14 protein-coding genes are annotated in these 15,334 nt (G+C 69.4%); 1 reads left to right on the plus strand and 13 read right to left on the minus strand.

Annotated elements, in window-relative coordinates; genetic code table 11:
- Positions 1–17 precede the first annotated feature (17 nt).
- Entirely contained in the window at positions 18–764 is a 747-nt protein-coding gene (gene dapB / locus ACFV9G_RS21620) for a 4-hydroxy-tetrahydrodipicolinate reductase (protein ID WP_378729730.1), read from the minus strand.
- A gap of 180 nt (positions 765–944) precedes the next feature.
- Here dapB and ACFV9G_RS21625 point away from each other — a divergent pair, with 180 nt between their 5' ends.
- Positions 945–1,412, plus strand: a complete 468-nt coding sequence (locus ACFV9G_RS21625; protein WP_378729732.1) for a class I SAM-dependent methyltransferase — start codon at positions 945–947, stop codon at positions 1,410–1,412.
- Positions 1,413–1,457: 45 nt separating this feature from the next.
- Here the strand turns inward: ACFV9G_RS21625 and ACFV9G_RS21630 are convergent, their stop codons facing one another.
- From ACFV9G_RS21630 to rbfA, 12 genes are all read right to left on the minus strand, one after another.
- Complete coding sequence (locus tag ACFV9G_RS21630) at positions 1,458–2,822, minus strand: M16 family metallopeptidase (RefSeq protein ID WP_378729734.1); 1,365 nt, start codon at positions 2,820–2,822, stop codon at positions 1,458–1,460.
- Positions 2,823–2,824: 2 nt separating this feature from the next.
- The gene (locus ACFV9G_RS21635) at positions 2,825–5,086 is read right to left on the minus strand and encodes a polyribonucleotide nucleotidyltransferase (RefSeq protein WP_378729736.1); all 2,262 of its coding nucleotides are present in this window, start codon (positions 5,084–5,086) and stop codon (positions 2,825–2,827) included.
- Between the two features lie 266 nt (positions 5,087–5,352).
- Positions 5,353–6,537: a molybdopterin-dependent oxidoreductase gene (locus ACFV9G_RS21640; protein ID WP_378729739.1), complete on the minus strand. Its 1,185-nt coding sequence runs from the start codon at positions 6,535–6,537 to the stop codon at positions 5,353–5,355.
- Positions 6,538–6,560: 23 nt separating this feature from the next.
- Positions 6,561–8,648, minus strand: coding sequence for an MMPL family transporter (locus ACFV9G_RS21645; protein WP_378729741.1), 2,088 nt, complete (start codon positions 8,646–8,648; stop codon positions 6,561–6,563).
- A gap of 126 nt (positions 8,649–8,774) precedes the next feature.
- Complete coding sequence (gene rpsO / locus ACFV9G_RS21650) at positions 8,775–9,050, minus strand: 30S ribosomal protein S15 (RefSeq protein WP_378729743.1); 276 nt, start codon at positions 9,048–9,050, stop codon at positions 8,775–8,777.
- Positions 9,051–9,350: 300 nt separating this feature from the next.
- Complete coding sequence (locus tag ACFV9G_RS21655) at positions 9,351–10,514, minus strand: hypothetical protein (protein WP_378729745.1); 1,164 nt, start codon at positions 10,512–10,514, stop codon at positions 9,351–9,353.
- The gene (locus tag ACFV9G_RS21660) at positions 10,511–10,837 is read right to left on the minus strand and encodes a PadR family transcriptional regulator (protein WP_045548854.1); all 327 of its coding nucleotides are present in this window, start codon (positions 10,835–10,837) and stop codon (positions 10,511–10,513) included. Before ACFV9G_RS21660 ends, ACFV9G_RS21655 begins: the two co-directional genes overlap by 4 nt.
- Before the next feature lie 91 nt (positions 10,838–10,928).
- The gene (locus ACFV9G_RS21665) at positions 10,929–11,774 is read right to left on the minus strand and encodes a hypothetical protein (RefSeq protein WP_378729747.1); all 846 of its coding nucleotides are present in this window, start codon (positions 11,772–11,774) and stop codon (positions 10,929–10,931) included.
- A 48-nt stretch (positions 11,775–11,822) separates the two neighbouring features.
- Complete coding sequence (locus ACFV9G_RS21670; RefSeq protein WP_378729749.1) at positions 11,823–12,770, minus strand: bifunctional riboflavin kinase/FAD synthetase; 948 nt, start codon at positions 12,768–12,770, stop codon at positions 11,823–11,825.
- A gap of 23 nt (positions 12,771–12,793) precedes the next feature.
- Positions 12,794–13,822, minus strand: a complete 1,029-nt coding sequence (locus tag ACFV9G_RS21675; protein ID WP_378729751.1) for a hypothetical protein — start codon at positions 13,820–13,822, stop codon at positions 12,794–12,796.
- 39 nt (positions 13,823–13,861) lie between these two features.
- Positions 13,862–14,734: a tRNA pseudouridine(55) synthase TruB gene (truB, locus tag ACFV9G_RS21680; protein WP_378729753.1), complete on the minus strand. Its 873-nt coding sequence runs from the start codon at positions 14,732–14,734 to the stop codon at positions 13,862–13,864.
- Entirely contained in the window at positions 14,731–15,186 is a 456-nt protein-coding gene (gene rbfA, locus ACFV9G_RS21685; protein ID WP_378729755.1) for a 30S ribosome-binding factor RbfA, read from the minus strand. Before rbfA ends, truB begins: the two co-directional genes overlap by 4 nt.
- Between the last annotated feature and the right edge of the window lie 148 nt (positions 15,187–15,334).

The following is a 15,334-nucleotide window of genomic DNA, read 5'->3' on the forward strand; positions in this document are numbered from 1 at the left end:
CCGACTCTCCTCCGGTCTCAGACGAGACCGAGGACTTCCTCCAGGCCGATCGTGAGCCCGGGTCGCGAGCCGATGCCGCGGACCGCGGCGAGCACGCCGTGGGCGAAGGAGGCATGCGAGAGCGAGTCGTGGCGGATGGTCAGGAGCTCGCCGACACCGCCGAGGATGACCTCTTGGTGGGCGACCGATCCGGACATCCGCAGGGAGTGCACCGGGATGCCGTCCACAGAGGCCCCACGGGCCCCGTCGAGGGCCGAGGTGGTCGCGTCGGGCGCCGGGTCCACCCCGGCCTCGCGGCGCGCCGCAGCGACGAGCTCGGCGGTCCTGCGTGCCGTACCCGAGGGGGCGTCGGCCTTCCGCTCATGGTGGGTCTCGACGATCTCCACCGACGGGAAGTGGGCGGCGGCGAGCTCGGCGAACCGCATCATCAGCACCGCGCCGACCGAGAAGTTGGGCACCACCATCGCGCCGACGCCCGGGGTCTTCGCGAGCCAGCTCTCGAGCTGCTCGACGCGGTCGGGCCCAAAACCCGAGGTGCCGATCACCGTGTGCACGCCGTGGGACAGGCAGAACTCCGTGTTGCCCATCACCGCCTCGAGGGTGGTGACATCGACCGCCACCTCGGCACCGGCGTCGGTGATCGCCTCGATGTTGTCGCCGCGACCGATCCTGGCGACGAGCTCCAGGTCGTCGGCGGACTCGACGGCCTCGCAGACCGCCGAACCGAGCTTGCCACGTGCACCGAGAACAGCCACCTTAGTCATGAGGCCACACCCTATAGATCACGCTCCAGCAACGATCTACCACCATCCGATGAACATTGCGCGGGGCGACACCGTGAGCTTCTCGAAGGGGCTGTGCGCGGAACCGAAGGAGGATCTGGCAGTCTTGGACCCATGGTGGTGCAGACGATCCCTGCTCGGATCCGTTGGGCCGTTGATTTCATGGACATTCAACCGAACGATCATGTCCTTGAGATCGGCTGTGGCCCGGGGGCTGGTGCCGAGCTGATCTGTAGCCGGCTGGAGACCGGAAAGCTATTTGCGATCGACCGCTCGGAGTCGGGTGTCGATCGTACGAAGCGACGATGCGCGAAGTACCTGGAGGCAGGACGCCTCACCGTCCGCCAGATCGACCTCGCGACGCTGCGGGTCCCGGTCAAGCGGCTGACGAAGGTATTCGCGTTCAACGTCAACCTGTTCTGGGTGCGTGACGCATCCGCCGAGATCGCGCTGCTCCATGAGCGCGTGCTGCCCGGCGGCACGGTCAACCTCTTCTACGAGGCCACCCAGCGCGAGCAGGTCCCCGAGATCGTCGAGAAGTCGAGCAAGGCCCTGGCCGACGCCGGCTTCCGCGTCTCCATCGTCGACTCCAAGGTCCCCGCCGCCGTCGGGATCATCGGCAAGCGCTGACCCGGACCGCGCGGAGTCGGCTCGTCGTGACGAGCCGACTCGGCGTCAGGCCGGTCCCACTACCGCGAGGATCTCCGGGCGGGTCAGGATCTCGGCCGCGACCTCACGGCACTCTTCGAGGGTGACCGCGTCGATCCGCGCCAGCACCTCGTCGATCGAGTAGAGCTCACGGTGGACCAGCTCGGCGCGGCCGATGCGGGACATCCGGGAGGCCGAGTCCTCCAGACCCAGCACGAGGCCGCCACGCAGCTGGCCCTTGCCGAGCTCGAGCTCCTCAGCGGTGATGCCGTCGCGGGCGACGGCCGCCAGCTCGGAGCGTACGACCTCGAGGACCTCGTCGAGCTTGGCCGGCAGGCAGCCGACCTGGACCCCGAAGAGGCCCGTCTCGGCGTGGCTGTAGGCGTAGGAGTAGACCGAGTAGGCCAGGCCGCGGTGCTCGCGGACCTCCTGGAAGAGCCGTGAGGAGGTCGCGCCGCCGACGGCGGTGTTGACCACCTCGAAGGCGAAGCGCCGGTCATCGCCACGCTGCAGACCCTCACGGGCCAGGATGACGTTGACCTGCTCCAGCGGGCGCTGGGCGCTGACCTGCCCGGGAGCGACCTCGAGCGGCGACCCCTCACGCGGAGGCACCGGCGCGGCCGGCCCCTGCAGGAATCCCGAGCCGGAGAACGCCTTCTCCACCATCGCCACGACCTCGTCGTGGTCCAGGTTGCCGGCGACCGAGACGACCATCCGGGGCGCCACGTAGTGCGCCTGGTAGAAGTCGTTGATCTCATCCCGGGTCAGCGCGGAGATCGAGGCCTCCGTGCCGGCGATGCCCCGCCCGAGCGGCGTCTCGGCACCCCATGCCTGCGCGGAGACGAGGTTGTGGATCACGTCGTCGGGGTCGTCGTCGTGCATCGCGATCTCGTCGAGGATGACGTCCCGCTCTGCCTCCACGTCCTCCCCCGTGATCAGCGAGGAGGTCAGCATGTCGCCCACGACGTCGATGGCGAGGGGCAGGTCGACATCGAGCACCCGCGCGTGGAAGCACGTGTACTCCTTGGCGGTGTAGGCGTTGAACTCCCCACCGACGCGGTCCATCGAGGAGGAGATCTCCAAGGCCGTACGCGACGGGGTGCCCTTGAACAGCAGATGCTCGAGGAAGTGGGAGCAGCCGTGCTGACGCGCGGTCTCGTCCCGGGACCCGACGCCGACGAAGACGCCGACCGCGGCCGAGCGGACCCCGGCCATCTGCTCGGTCACGATCCGCAGGCCCGAGGGATGGACCGTGCGGCGTACCAGCGACGTCACCGCGCCGTTGACCTCGGTCTGCTCGAGCGTGACGGTGGTGCCGGGCTCCTGGTTATAGCCGGAGGACCGGCCGACACCCATGTGTCGACCGGTCCCCCGGGTAGCGCGTGACGCCAAGGTCACTCCTCGTCTGCGGCCTCGGTGGTGGCCTCAGCAGGAGCCTCCTCGGAAGGAGCCTCCTCCTCGAGCACCGGGGCGAGCGAGAGCTTGCCGCGGTCGTCGATCTCGGCGATCTCGACCTGGATCTTCTGGCCGACCTCGACGACGTCCTCGACCGACTCCACCCGCTTGCCGCCGTTGAGGGCGCGCAGCTTGGTGATGTGGAGCAGGCCGTCCTTGCCCGGGAGCAGGGCGACGAAGGCGCCGAAGTTGGTCGTCTTCACGACCGTGCCGAGGTAGCGCTCGCCGACCTCGGGCATGGTCGGGTTGGCGATCGCGTTGACCGCCGCACGGGCGGCCTCGGCGGCGCCGCCGTCGGTCGCACCGATGAGCACCGTGCCGTCGTCCTCGATGGAGATCTGGGCGCCGGTGTCCTCCTGGATCTGGTTGATCACCTTGCCCTTCGGGCCGATGACCTCGCCGATCTTGTCCACGGGGACCTTCACGGTGATGATCCGCGGAGCGGTCGGCGCCATCTCCTCGACGCCGCCGATGGCCTCGTGCATGACGTCCAGGATGGTCGTACGCGCGTCCCGGGCCTGGTTGAGGGCCTGGGCGAGGACCTCGGCCGGGATGCCGTCGAGCTTGGTGTCGAGCTGCAGCGCGGTCACGAACTCCGCGGTGCCGGCGACCTTGAAGTCCATGTCGCCGAAGGCGTCCTCGGCACCGAGGATGTCGGTGAGCGCGACGTACTTCGTCTCGCCGTCGATCTCACCGGAGATCAGACCCATCGCGATGCCGGCGACCGGCGCCTTCAGCGGGACACCGGCGTTGAGCAGCGACATCGTCGAAGCACAGACCGAACCCATCGAGGTGGAGCCGTTGGAGCCCATCGCCTCGGAGAGCTGGCGGATCGCGTAGGGGAACTCCTCGCGGCTCGGGAGCACCGGCAGGAGCGCGCGACGAGCGAGCGCACCGTGGCCGACCTCGCGGCGCTTGGGCGAGCCGACGCGGCCGGTCTCACCGGTGGAGAACGGCGGGAAGACGTACTTGTGCATGTAGCGACGGTGCTTCTCCGGGGAGAGCGTGTCGAGCTGCTGCTCCATCTTGAGCATGTCGAGGGTGGTGACACCCAGGATCTGGGTCTCGCCGCGCTCGAAGAGCGCCGAGCCGTGGACCCGCGGGATCACGCCGACCTCGGAGTGCAGCGGACGGATGTCGGCGAGACCACGACCGTCGATGCGGACCTGGTCGCGCAGGACCTGGGTGCGGATGGCCTGCTTGGTGATGGCCTTGAACGCCGCACCGATCTCGCCCTCGCGGCCCTCGAACTGGTCGCCGAGCTTCTCCAGCAGGGCGGTCTTGATCTTGTCGCCCTCTTCGTCGCGCTCCTGCTTGGTCAGGACGCGCTCGCGCGAGCCCTTGACGCTGTAGAGGTCGGTGACGTCGGCGCCGACGATGGCCTCGACGGCCTCGTAGACGTCGTCCTGGTAGTCCAGGAAGACCGGGTAGTCCTGGACCGGCTTGGCGGCCTGCTTGGCCAGCTCGGCCTGGGCCTCGACCAGCTGCTTGATGAACGGCTTGGCGGCATCCAGGCCACCGGCCACGATCGGCTCGGTCGGCGCCTGGGCACCGGACTGGACCATGTCCCAGGTCTTCTCGGTGGACTCGGCCTCGACCATCATGATGGCGACGTCGCCGGTCTCGGTGACGCGGCCCGCGACGACCATGTCGAAGACGGCGTTCTCGAGCTGGCTGTGGCTCGGGAAGGCGACCCACTGGCCCTCGATCAGGGCGACGCGCACGCCGCCGACCGGGCCGGAGAACGGCAGGCCGGAGAGCTGGGTGGACATCGACGCGGCGTTGATCGCGAGCACGTCGTAGGGCTGGTCGGGGTCGAGCGCCATGACGGTGATGACGACCTGGACCTCGTTGCGCAGACCCTTCTTGAAGGTCGGGCGCAGCGGGCGGTCGATCAGGCGGCAGGTGAGGATCGCGTCCTCGCCCGGGCGGCCCTCGGAGCGGAAGAACGAGCCGGGGATCTTGCCCGCGGCGTACATCCGCTCCTCGACGTCGATGGTGAGCGGGAAGAAGTCGAAGTGGTCCTTCGGCTGCTTGGAGGCGGTGGTCGCCGAGAGCAGCATCGTCTCGTCGTCGAGGTAGGCGGTCACGGAACCCGCGGCCTGCCGGGCGAGCAGCCCGGTCTCGAACTTGACGGTGCGGGTGCCGAACTTGCCGTTGTCGATGGTCGTCTCGACGGCAGTGATGACTGGTTCAGTCAAGGATTCGTCCTTGTCTAGGTCTCGGAGCGCCCCCGCGCCGGGCGTGTGCACTCGTTGTGCACGGGGCCGGTCTTCGATCGAGACCCTCAGGTCCGCGATGGACCTGGGAATCACTACCGAGGACCGAGCCGGACGGGCGGGCCGCTCCTGGTGATGTGTTCCATTTTCCGAGTGCCCGCGCGGCTGGCGCTAGCACTCATCGCTCAGCCTATCCGTCCCCCGCCCGAAATGCGGAACGGAGGCACGCGCGCGCCTCCGCGACGACTTCACACGACGGTGACGGGGTGGCGTACGACGGCGTCGAAGAGGTAGCCACCGGGGTTGTGGGCGGCGACGTCGGGCTGGGTGCGTCCGGCCCGATCGGTGGCCCGGACGAGGATCTCGTACGCCCCCGGCTCGGGGTTGCGCCAGGTGTGGTCCCACTGCGCCCAGCCGAGGCCGTGACCGCCGGTGGGGCGGCCCGGCGCGTGCTGGATCGCGCGCGCCCACGTCGCTCCCCCGTCGGTGCTGATCTCGACACGCGCGATCGGCGCAGCGCCTGACCAGGAGCGGCCGCTCAGCACGATCCGGTCGCCGGCCGGGATCTCGGCGTTCCACTCGAGCTCGAGGGCGGAGCGGACCGGGTTGACGGTGAGCGGGCCGTCGACGTTGTACCACTTCGTGTCCCACGGCGAGGTCAGCACGCTCGTGGACACCTCCAGCGAGCCGAGCCACTTGATGCTCGCGATGCCGATCCAGCCGGGCAGCAGCAGCCGCAGCGGAAAGCCGTGGTCGGGCAGCAGGGCCTCACCGTTGGCGCCCCAGACGAGCAGGGCGTCGTCGTAGGCCTTCTCGATCGAGAAGGGGCGCCGCACCCGGCCGTAGTCGACCTCCTTGTCGACGTAGCTCGCGTCGAGCCCGGTCGCCTGCACCGAGACCGCGTCCTGGCGGATGCCGACGGCGGTCAGGACGTCCTTGAGGCGTACGCCCTTCCAGCGGACCGCACCCACCGCGCCGAGCGTCCACCTGGTGCCGCTGACCTCCTGGCCCTGCTGGGTGCTGAAGAAGCTGCGGCCGTTGCCGGTGCACTCGTGCACCGAGGTCGTCTCGACGTGCCGGAAGGCCTTGAGGTCCTCGAGGGTCAGCCTGACCCCGGCGGGGTCACGCAGCCCGTCGCCGAAGATCTCCAGCTCGTACGTCTCCGGGTCGATCCGCGGGGTCGCGGTGTGGTTGCGCACGAACAGGTCGGCCTGAGGGGTCAGGTAGCGACGCGGGTCGACCGAGTCCCAGCGGGTCTCGGCGTTGGTGCCGTAGTCGATGAACCGCTCGGCGGGTAGCGGCTTGAGGATCGCGGGAGCACCCGCCACGGCACCGGCCGTCACCGAGTCAGTGACCTGCGTGGTGCCCACCGCTGCGGCCCCGAGCGCCGCGGTGGTCAGGAAGGTGCGTCGGTTCAGACCTGGGGACGTCATGCGCGGATATTAACATGACCAACTTACTGTTGTTTAGGTTTCGCCAGTCGGCTCGGCCACCAGATCCGGTCGCCGGCATCGAGATTGATGGCCGTGACCAGGATCGACCGGACGATCATCGTGTCGAGCATGACCCCCAGCGCCACGGTCACCCCGATCTCGGCCAGGAAGACCATCGGCAGCGAACCGAGCACCAGGAACGTCGCGGCGAGCACGACGCCCGCCGACGTGATCACGCCTCCGGTCGAGGTCAGCGCGACGAGCGACCCTGCCCAGGTGCCGCGGACCTGCGCCTCCTCACGCACCCTGGTCATCAGGAAGATGTTGTAGTCGATGCCCAGCGCGACCAGGAACACGAAGGCGAACAGCGGGAACGCCGGGTCGGTGCCGGCGAAGCCGAAGACGAACTCGAAGATCAGCACCGAGATGCCGAGTGCCGCCCCGAACGACAGGATCACCGTGCCGAGCAGGATCAACGGGGCGACCACGGCCCGCAGGAGCACCATCAGCACCAGCAGCACGACCAGCAGGACGATCGGGATGATCACCAGGTTGTCGCGCTGACTGGCCTCGAGGGTGTCGAACATCATCGCCGAGGTGCCCGTGACCAGGGCGGCGGATCCGTCCACCTCGCCCACCGCCGAGCGCGCGTCGGCCACGATGTCGTACGCCTGGGGCGAGGTCACGTCCGCGTCCACCACCGCCGCGATCGCGACGACGCCGTCCTGCGGAGGGCCGAGCGGGAAGCTCACCGACTCCCCCGCCGGGGTCTGGACGGGCACCAGACCGTCGACGCCGCCGAGCGCCTGCTGCACCTGGTCCTGCGCCTCCGAGTCGGCGACCACGAGCAGCTGGTTGGACTGGTCGGCCATGTCGTGGTCGATCAGCACCTGCTGCCCGGTGATCGAGTCGAACTCCTTGGTGTAGGTCTCGTCCGAGGCCAGTCCGTTCGCGTCGAGCCGCAGCAGGCCGAGGCAGGCGAGGAGCAGCAGGCCCGTCGTCACCACCCAGACCCTGCGCGGCCGCACCGAGACCATCTGGCCGACCTTCGCCCACAGGCCGGTCTCGGTCGGCTCCGCCGATCCGTACGCCGGCCGCTGCGGCCAGAAGACCCACCGGCCGCAGATCACCAGCAGGGCGGGCAGCAGGGTGACCATCACCAGGTAGGTCACCCCGATCCCGACGGCGACGACCGGTCCCATCCCGGCGGTCGAGTTCATCTCCGCGAAGGTCAGGCAGAGCATCGCCAGGATCACGGTCACGGCACTGGCGAGGATCGCCGGAGCGGCACGGTGCAGGGCATGCGCCATCGCGTCGTGACGGTCCTCGAAGTTGCGCAGCTCCTCGCGGTAGCGGGAGACCAGCAGCAGGGCGTAGTCGGTGCCGGCACCGATCGCCAGAATGCTCAAGATGGCCTGGCTCTGGCCGTTGACGGTCAGCCCTGCCTCCTTCGCCAGGAAGTAGACCAGGCCCATCGCCACGCCCAGTCCGACCACCACCGAGACGATCGGGAAGAGCCAGAGCACCGGGCTGCGATAGACGAACAGCAAGATGACCACGACCACCGCGAGCGCGGCCAGCAGCAGCGTCGTGTCGATGCCGCCGAACGCCTCCGCCGCGTCGGCCGCGGACCCGCCCTGGCCGGTGACGTGCAGTCGTACGCCGTCGTGGTCGGCGATCCCGCGGACCTGGTCGACGAGGTCGGGCATCTTGTTCCAGCCGTCGGAGCCGAGGTCGAAGGTCACCGTGACCTGGGCGACCTCGCCGTCCTCCGACAACAACGGTGGCTCGATCTCTCCCTCGACCCCGTCGAGACTGCCGAGCTCGGCGATGTCACCCGAGGCGATCGCGGCGAGGTCGGCTCCGGTGGTGGTGGACGAGGTGTAGACGAGGGTGGTGGGTATCGCGTTGGGGTTCTGGAAGGGGCTCATCTTGTCGAACCCGCGGGTCGACTCCGCCGACGCCGGCAGCCAGGAGCTGGCCTCGTTGTTCTGCACCTCGGTCAGCTTCCCGGCGAAACCGCCGAGCGCGACCACCGCGAGCAGCCAGAACACCACGACGACGTACTTCGTCCTGGGCCCGGTCAGCTTGCCTGCGATCTGTCGATGCACGGTCTCTACACTGCGCCTGATTCACCCGAGAACGACCAGGAATGCCCACTGTGGCCCAACCTTCCCTAAAACAGGCGAACGGGCCGCCCCCTGTGGGGGCGGCCCGCTGCCACGAAGATCAAGAGATCAACGACGAAGGCCGAGCTTCTCGATGATCGAGCGGTAGCGCGCGATGTCCTTCTTCTGAAGGTAGTTGAGAAGGCGGCGGCGCTGGCCGACGAGCAGCAGCAGACCACGACGGCTGTGGTGGTCGTGCTTGTGCTCCTTGAGGTGGTCGGTCAGGTGGGAGATGCGGTGCGACAGCAGCGCGATCTGCACCTCCGGCGAACCGGTGTCACCCTCGGTCGTGGCGTACTCGGCGATGATCTTCTTCTTGGTCTCCGCGTCAGTTCCAACTGCCATGCGAAGGCTCCCTTCCGGCCCGTGGGCCTACTCGTTGCGCGGCGCGCCCGGGCCTGTTCACCGGGGCACTCTTGGTCCGCGGCCGATTTCACGGCTTGAGCCGCCGACCCCCATGGGTCGACAACCCGAGAAGATTAACAGCGAGCCGGCGTACGCCCCGAATCGCCGCCGGATCAGGTCACGACCACGAGCCGCGCCACCAGCCGGCGCAACCTCCACCACAGCTTCATCGTTCTCCCCCTCGACTCTTCCGCCACTGGGTTCGACGCTGGGGAGCCGGGTTCGGTTGCATCGGTCAGCTCATGGCTTCTCAGCAGCGCTCGGCGAGGCGCTCGGCGAGGCGCTCGGCGCGCTCGTCGTGATCCCGGGAAGCGACGCCTTCGGTACGGTCGCCAGCGGCGGCTCCTGGATCGCCGGTGCGTCCCCGCTGCCGTCCGCGAACGCGTTCGGGTCCAGCGCGGTCTCGGGCTGGACCCGGCTGGGCAGCGGGAAGACGTTGTAGAGCTGCGCGGCACCGTTGGACCACGGGTAGAGGATCCGCGGCTGCAGCGGCTCTCCGGTCATCTCGTCGGTGCAGACGACCTCGGCCATGTCGGACTCGGCACCCGTGAGCGCCGGGAGCGGGGCGGCGGTCGTCGAGGTGCAGTCGGGCTGGGTGACCACGTCGATCGGCTTGCCCTCCTGGTCGAAGAGCTGGACGCCGGTCAGCGGCTTGCCCGAGGCGTCGTACGGGTAGATGTTGCTGACCCACCTCCCGCCGGAGTAGACCCCCGCCTGCTCGTCGATCGGCGCGCCGTAGCCGCCGCCGACACCGGCCTCGCTGTAGCCGTCGCTCCAGCCGCGGTCGTAGTCGGTGCTGCCACCACCCCCGCTCGCCCAGGCCATGAAGAGCACGAACGCGGCGAACGTGTTCAGGCCCAGGAGCACGACCCGTGCGCCGGTCCCCCGCTCGCCACCGGGCCAGAGGCGACCGGCGCCGATGAACATGCTGACCGCCACCGCGACGATGAGGAGCAGCACGGCCGGGGCGCTCGACATGCCCCACCCGAACATCGCCGAGACCAGCCAGGCCGCGGCCCAGGCACGCACGATCCACCACAGCGGCCGCAGCCAGGCGACCACGGGCCCCAGGTCCGTACGCAACAGCTCACCGGCCTTGGCGACCGCCGCGTCGAAGCGGTCGTGGCCGGCGTCCAGGAGCCCGTCGACCCGCTCCGCGAGCCCCCGAGGCGCCTTCACGCCCACAGGGATGCCCGCCGCCGCCCGCAGCTCCTTGGCGTACTCGACGGGGTCCCCGAGCGCATCGGGGCCGCGCTCCTCGACCAGCTCGGTGAAGTCGGCCTCGAGCCCGTCGGTGATGTCGCTGAGCACCTCCGGGTCGAGGTCGTCGAGCTCGCGGCGTACGCGAGCCAGGAAGAGCCGCACCTCCGGCGCGACGTTCGGCTCGGCATCTGTGGTCGTCATGCGCTTGCCCCTCGGAGGATCTCGGTGACGGTGGTGGAGAAGTGGGACCAGTCCTCGCTCTGCTGCTTGAGCTGGCCTTGCCCGGCAGGTGTGATGCCGTAGTACTTGCGGTGCGGACCGGACTCCGACGGGACGACGTAGGAGGTCAGGGCGCCGGCGGCGTACAGCCGCCGCAGGGTGCCGTAGACCGACGCGTCGCCGACGTCCGTGAGCCCGCTGTCGCGGAGCTTGCGGACGATGTCATAGCCGTACGCGTCCTCGCCGTCGACAACGGCCAGGACGGTCAGGTCGAGCACCCCTTTGAGCAGCTGGGTGGTATCCATGCTTCGCACACTACTACGCAGTGCGCACTACTTGCCAGAGCATTGCACCGCGCGCCGCCGAGGAGCTCAGCGACGCCGGGAGCGCGACACCCTAGGAGCGGCCGCGGACGTCGCGGACGAAGTCCTTCCAGGCGGCCGTGTCGCCGGCCGGGCCCTGGCCACGCGCCGGCCCGGTGAAGGTGCGCACCTGGACCGGCTGGGTGGGCTGGCTGGTGGACACGCGGGCGAGGCTGGTCTGCGCGGTCGGCACCGCGACGCTCGTACGCAGCTGCTGGCCGTAGCCGCCGGGCGCTCCCCCGGTGCCACCGCCGGGGCCGCTTCCGGAGATCAGCGAGGACATCGGCGTGTACTCCTCCACCTCGTCGCTCTTGCCGGGGATCGCCAGCCAGATCAGCGCGATCAGGAGCCCGGTCGCCCACCCGTAGGTCAGCCCGTACGCAGCGCCCAGCTCGAGCGCATCACCGAGCGTGGCCACGAACAGGTCGGAGCCGCCGGTGAGGTAGGAGTAGAGACTCCCGGCGACCTGCCCGGCGGCGGTCGCGACGGTCGCGGCGAACCAGCACCCGAGGAACACCGGCCAGAACGCCCGCGGCCAGATGCCGATGGTGCTGAGCCAGGTCAGCAGCCAGGTGAGCACGAAGACGGTCCCGGTGAGGACGGCCGAGCGGCCCAGGTCGTCACCGGAGAAGAGCCCGCTGAAGGAGCCGTCGCCGAAGTAGGTGAGCCGGTCGCCGAGCAGCGCGGCCACCCAGCCGGCCGATTCGCTGCCGTTCTCCTCGATCCACGTCGAGAACGGCGTGGAGCCGGAGAGGAACTGCAGGGCCCAGAGACCACCGGTGACCAGGACCGCGTTGAGGAACGCCGGGATGCCGCCGCGGGGGCGCTCTGCCTCGACCTCGGTCTCGTAGGCGGACGTTGGGGTGGAGTGGGGATCCATAGCCAACAATTCAACCGCACCTGGACCCCGCTGAACAGGCCGCGGGGTCTACGGCTCGGTAAGACCTTGTTGAAGGATGGCGCGTGCGCGCACCACGTCGGCATGCATCTGCTCGACGAGCGCGTCGATCCCCTCGAAGGCGACCATGCCGCGCAGCCGCTCCACGAAGGCGACCTCGACCTCGACGCCGTAGAGCTCGAGGTCGTCGCGGTCGAGCACGTAGGACTCGACCCGGCGCCCGACCACGCCCTCGAAGGTGGGGTTGGTGCCGACCGAGATGGCGGCGGGGAACCGCTCACCGGTGTCGCGCCGGGTCAGCCAGCCCGCGTAGATGCCGTCGGGCGGCACCGCGGTCAGCGAGTCGGTGGGCACGTTGGCCGTCGGGAAGCCGAGCTCGCGGCCACGCTGGTCGCCCTTCACGACGACGCCACGCACCGAGTAGGGACGGCCCAGGGCCTCAGCGGCGCCGGTGACGTCACCGGTCGCCAGACACGTACGGATGTAGGTCGAGGACCACACCTGGGGTCCGCCGTCGAGCGGGATCCCCTCGGCGGAGAAGTCGTGGATCTTGCCGTAGGCGACCAGGTCGGCCACGTCGCCGGCGGCCTTGCAGCCGTAGCGGAAGTTGGCGCCGACCACGCACGCCTCGGCGTGCAGCGCGTCGACGAGCACGCGCTGGGCGAAGTCGTCGGGTGACCAGTTGGCCATCTCCATGTCGAACGGCAGCGCGAGCACTGCGTCGGCGCCCGCCCCGAGCAGCAGCTCGGCGCGTTCCTCCATCGTGGTTAGCACACCAGGGGCGTGCTCGGGCCGCAGCACCGCCATCGGGTGCGGGTCGAACGTGACCGCCACGAGCGTGAGCTCCTTGGCGTCCGCGACCTCGCGCCCGCGGCTGATCACGTGCTGGTGTCCGAGATGGACGCCATCGAAGTTGCCGACGACGACACACGTACGCCCCAGGCCGGCCGGCACCTCACTCAGACTTCGCCACAACACGGCCACAGAATATCGGGGGGTGCTCACTCGGACGTGACCTGGGCCGTCTGTCGGGCACGGAGCGTGAGATAGACAGCGCGCATTCCCACGGCTCGCTCGATCTCGCGCAGCACCGTCCCGAAGAACTGCTCGCGGTAGGTCTCGTCCGTGACGGTCGAGACGGTGAGGTAGAGCGAGGAGAACCCGGCGAGGAACAGCGCGACCTTGACCAGCTCGGTCGACACGTTCGGCAGCCAGGACAGGTTGTGCAGCGACTGCTGACCGGTCCAGCCCAGCTGGACACTGTCGGTCATCACGATCGCACCGAAGAGCAGGAAGAAACCGAAGACGGCGACCGCGATCAGCACGACCTGGGTGGCCTGGATGACGAGCAGCGCGAGCACCAGGTTCCAGCGCTCGAAACCAGTCACCTGGGCGAGCTCCGCGGGGTCGGCGCCGCGGCCCTCCCGGGCGTCCTCGACGAGCTCCGCACAGGCGGCTTCCAAAGGCGTGCCCCGGCATGTGCGCGTCAGGAAGGCGGCATCCACGTCGTCGTCGATCCGGTCCACCTCCTCGGGCAGCCGGACCAGCAGGAACGCGGCCGCCGACCCGGCGAACAGCAGCGTGACCAGCCACAACGCACCCAGATCGAGGTTGGCCGACATCTCCCAGACCTCGGCGTTGATGAACAGGAACGTCATGAACAGCAGCAGCAGCGGCAGAGCCCGCAGGGCCATCGGCAGCAGCCTGGTCAGCGACCCGAAGGTACGCCCCATCGCCCACACCAGGATCGGCCGGAACCGCATCGCGGTCAGCGCGTACCACCCCGCCGCGGCCCCGCCCAGAGTGAGCAGCAGCGCCGGCGCCGCCCCGAGGTCGCCGGTGGCCCAGGCCAGCGCCACCCCGGCCGCGAGTGCGACGACCACGACCACCACACCCACCAGGACCGTACGCCGCGGCCGCATCGCCGCTCTCACGGCGACGCGCTCCTCCGGAACGAAGTAGGTCAGGCCGTTGTGACGGAACCAGGAGTCAGTGAGCCGAAGCGCCTCGGCAGATCCGTTCTGCTTCACAAGCGCATCATCCTCGCAGGCTTTGCCGTAGTCGTTCCGTCACCCGACGAAGACCGCGCTCGCCTTCGCGGTCGTCGCTCCGACCGGCTCGTAGAGCGCCAGGAACTCCCCTTCAGGGGCGAACACGGCGGTGAGACCGTCCAGGGCCAGCGTCAGCTTGCGGCCGAAACGTACGTCCTGGGCCTGCTCCCCGGAGAGGTCGACCGAGGGAAAGGCGGCCCTGGCGGCATCGGCCAGCGGCAGGACCGCGAACTCGTCGGTCAGCTCCTCGAGCGTCTTCGCCACCTCGAGGTCGTAGGGCCCGACCGCCGTGCGGCGCAGCATGGTCAGGTGACCGCCGACCTCGAGCGCCGCACCGACGTCGCGGGCGATCGCCCGGATGTAGGTGCCCGAGGAGCAACGGACGGAGATGTCGATATCGACCATGTCTCCCTCGCGCCGGAGCTCGCCGACGGTGAGCTCGTGCACCGTGACGGGCCGCGCCTTCAGCTCGACCTGCTCCCCGTCGCGTACGCGCTGGTGGGCACGCTTCCCGTCGACCTTGATCGCCGAGACCGCGGTCGGCACCTGCAGGATGTCGCCGACCTGGGTGGCGAAGGCGCTGCGTACGCGCTCCTCCTCGATGCCCGCGGCCGAGCGGGTCTCCACGACGTCGCCCTCGGCGTCATCCGTAGTCGTCGAGACGCCCAGCCGCACCGTCGCCGAATAGGCCTTCTCGGTCAGCATCAGGTGGCCGAGCAGCCGGGTGGCGCGCTCGATCCCCAGCACCAGTACGCCGGTGGCCATCGGGTCCAGGGTGCCGGCATGCCCGACCTTGCGGGTGCCGGCCAAGCGTCGAACGCGCGCGACGACGTCGTGGGAAGTGACCCCGGCGGGCTTGTCGACGATGACGAGACCAGAAGGAGCAGTCACTCCTCGTCGTCCTCGTCCCAGTCGTCCTCGGCCTCGCGAGGCTTCTTGTAGGGATCGGCCTCGCCGGCGTAGCTCTCCCCGCGAGCGGCGGCGACAGCGTCGTCCTGCGCCTTGGCGCGGGCGAGCACGTCGTCGAGGTGACGGGCGGTCTCCGGCAGCGCGTCGTGGATGAACTCCAGCGTCGGCGCGGTGCGGGTGCCGAGCTGCTTGGCGACCTCGGAGCGGATCAGCCCCTTGGCCGACTCCAGCGCGGCCGCCGTGCCGGCGAGCTCGGCCTCCGAGTCGGCGCCCAGCACCGTGTAGAAGATCGTCGCCTGCTGGCTGTCGCCGGTCACGCGCACATCGGTGACGGTGACGAACCCGATCCGCGGATCCTTGATCCGCCTCTCCAGCATCTGGGCGACGATCACCTTGATCCGGTCAGCGATCCGGCGAACCCGTGGGCTACTCATGTTCACACTCTCTCAAATAATCGAAGTAAATCGAGACGTGGGGCGGGCCCCGCGCGGGCGCCCGGCCACCGGCCAGGCGGGGTTTTTGCGCCACCGGGTATCTCCACCAAAACGAAGGGGTTGAAGAAGTCGCCGAGCGATTTTTGGA

Source organism: Nocardioides sp. NPDC059952 (assembly GCF_042730435.1).
In the GTDB taxonomy this organism is placed as follows: Bacteria; Actinomycetota; Actinomycetes; order Propionibacteriales; family Nocardioidaceae; genus Nocardioides.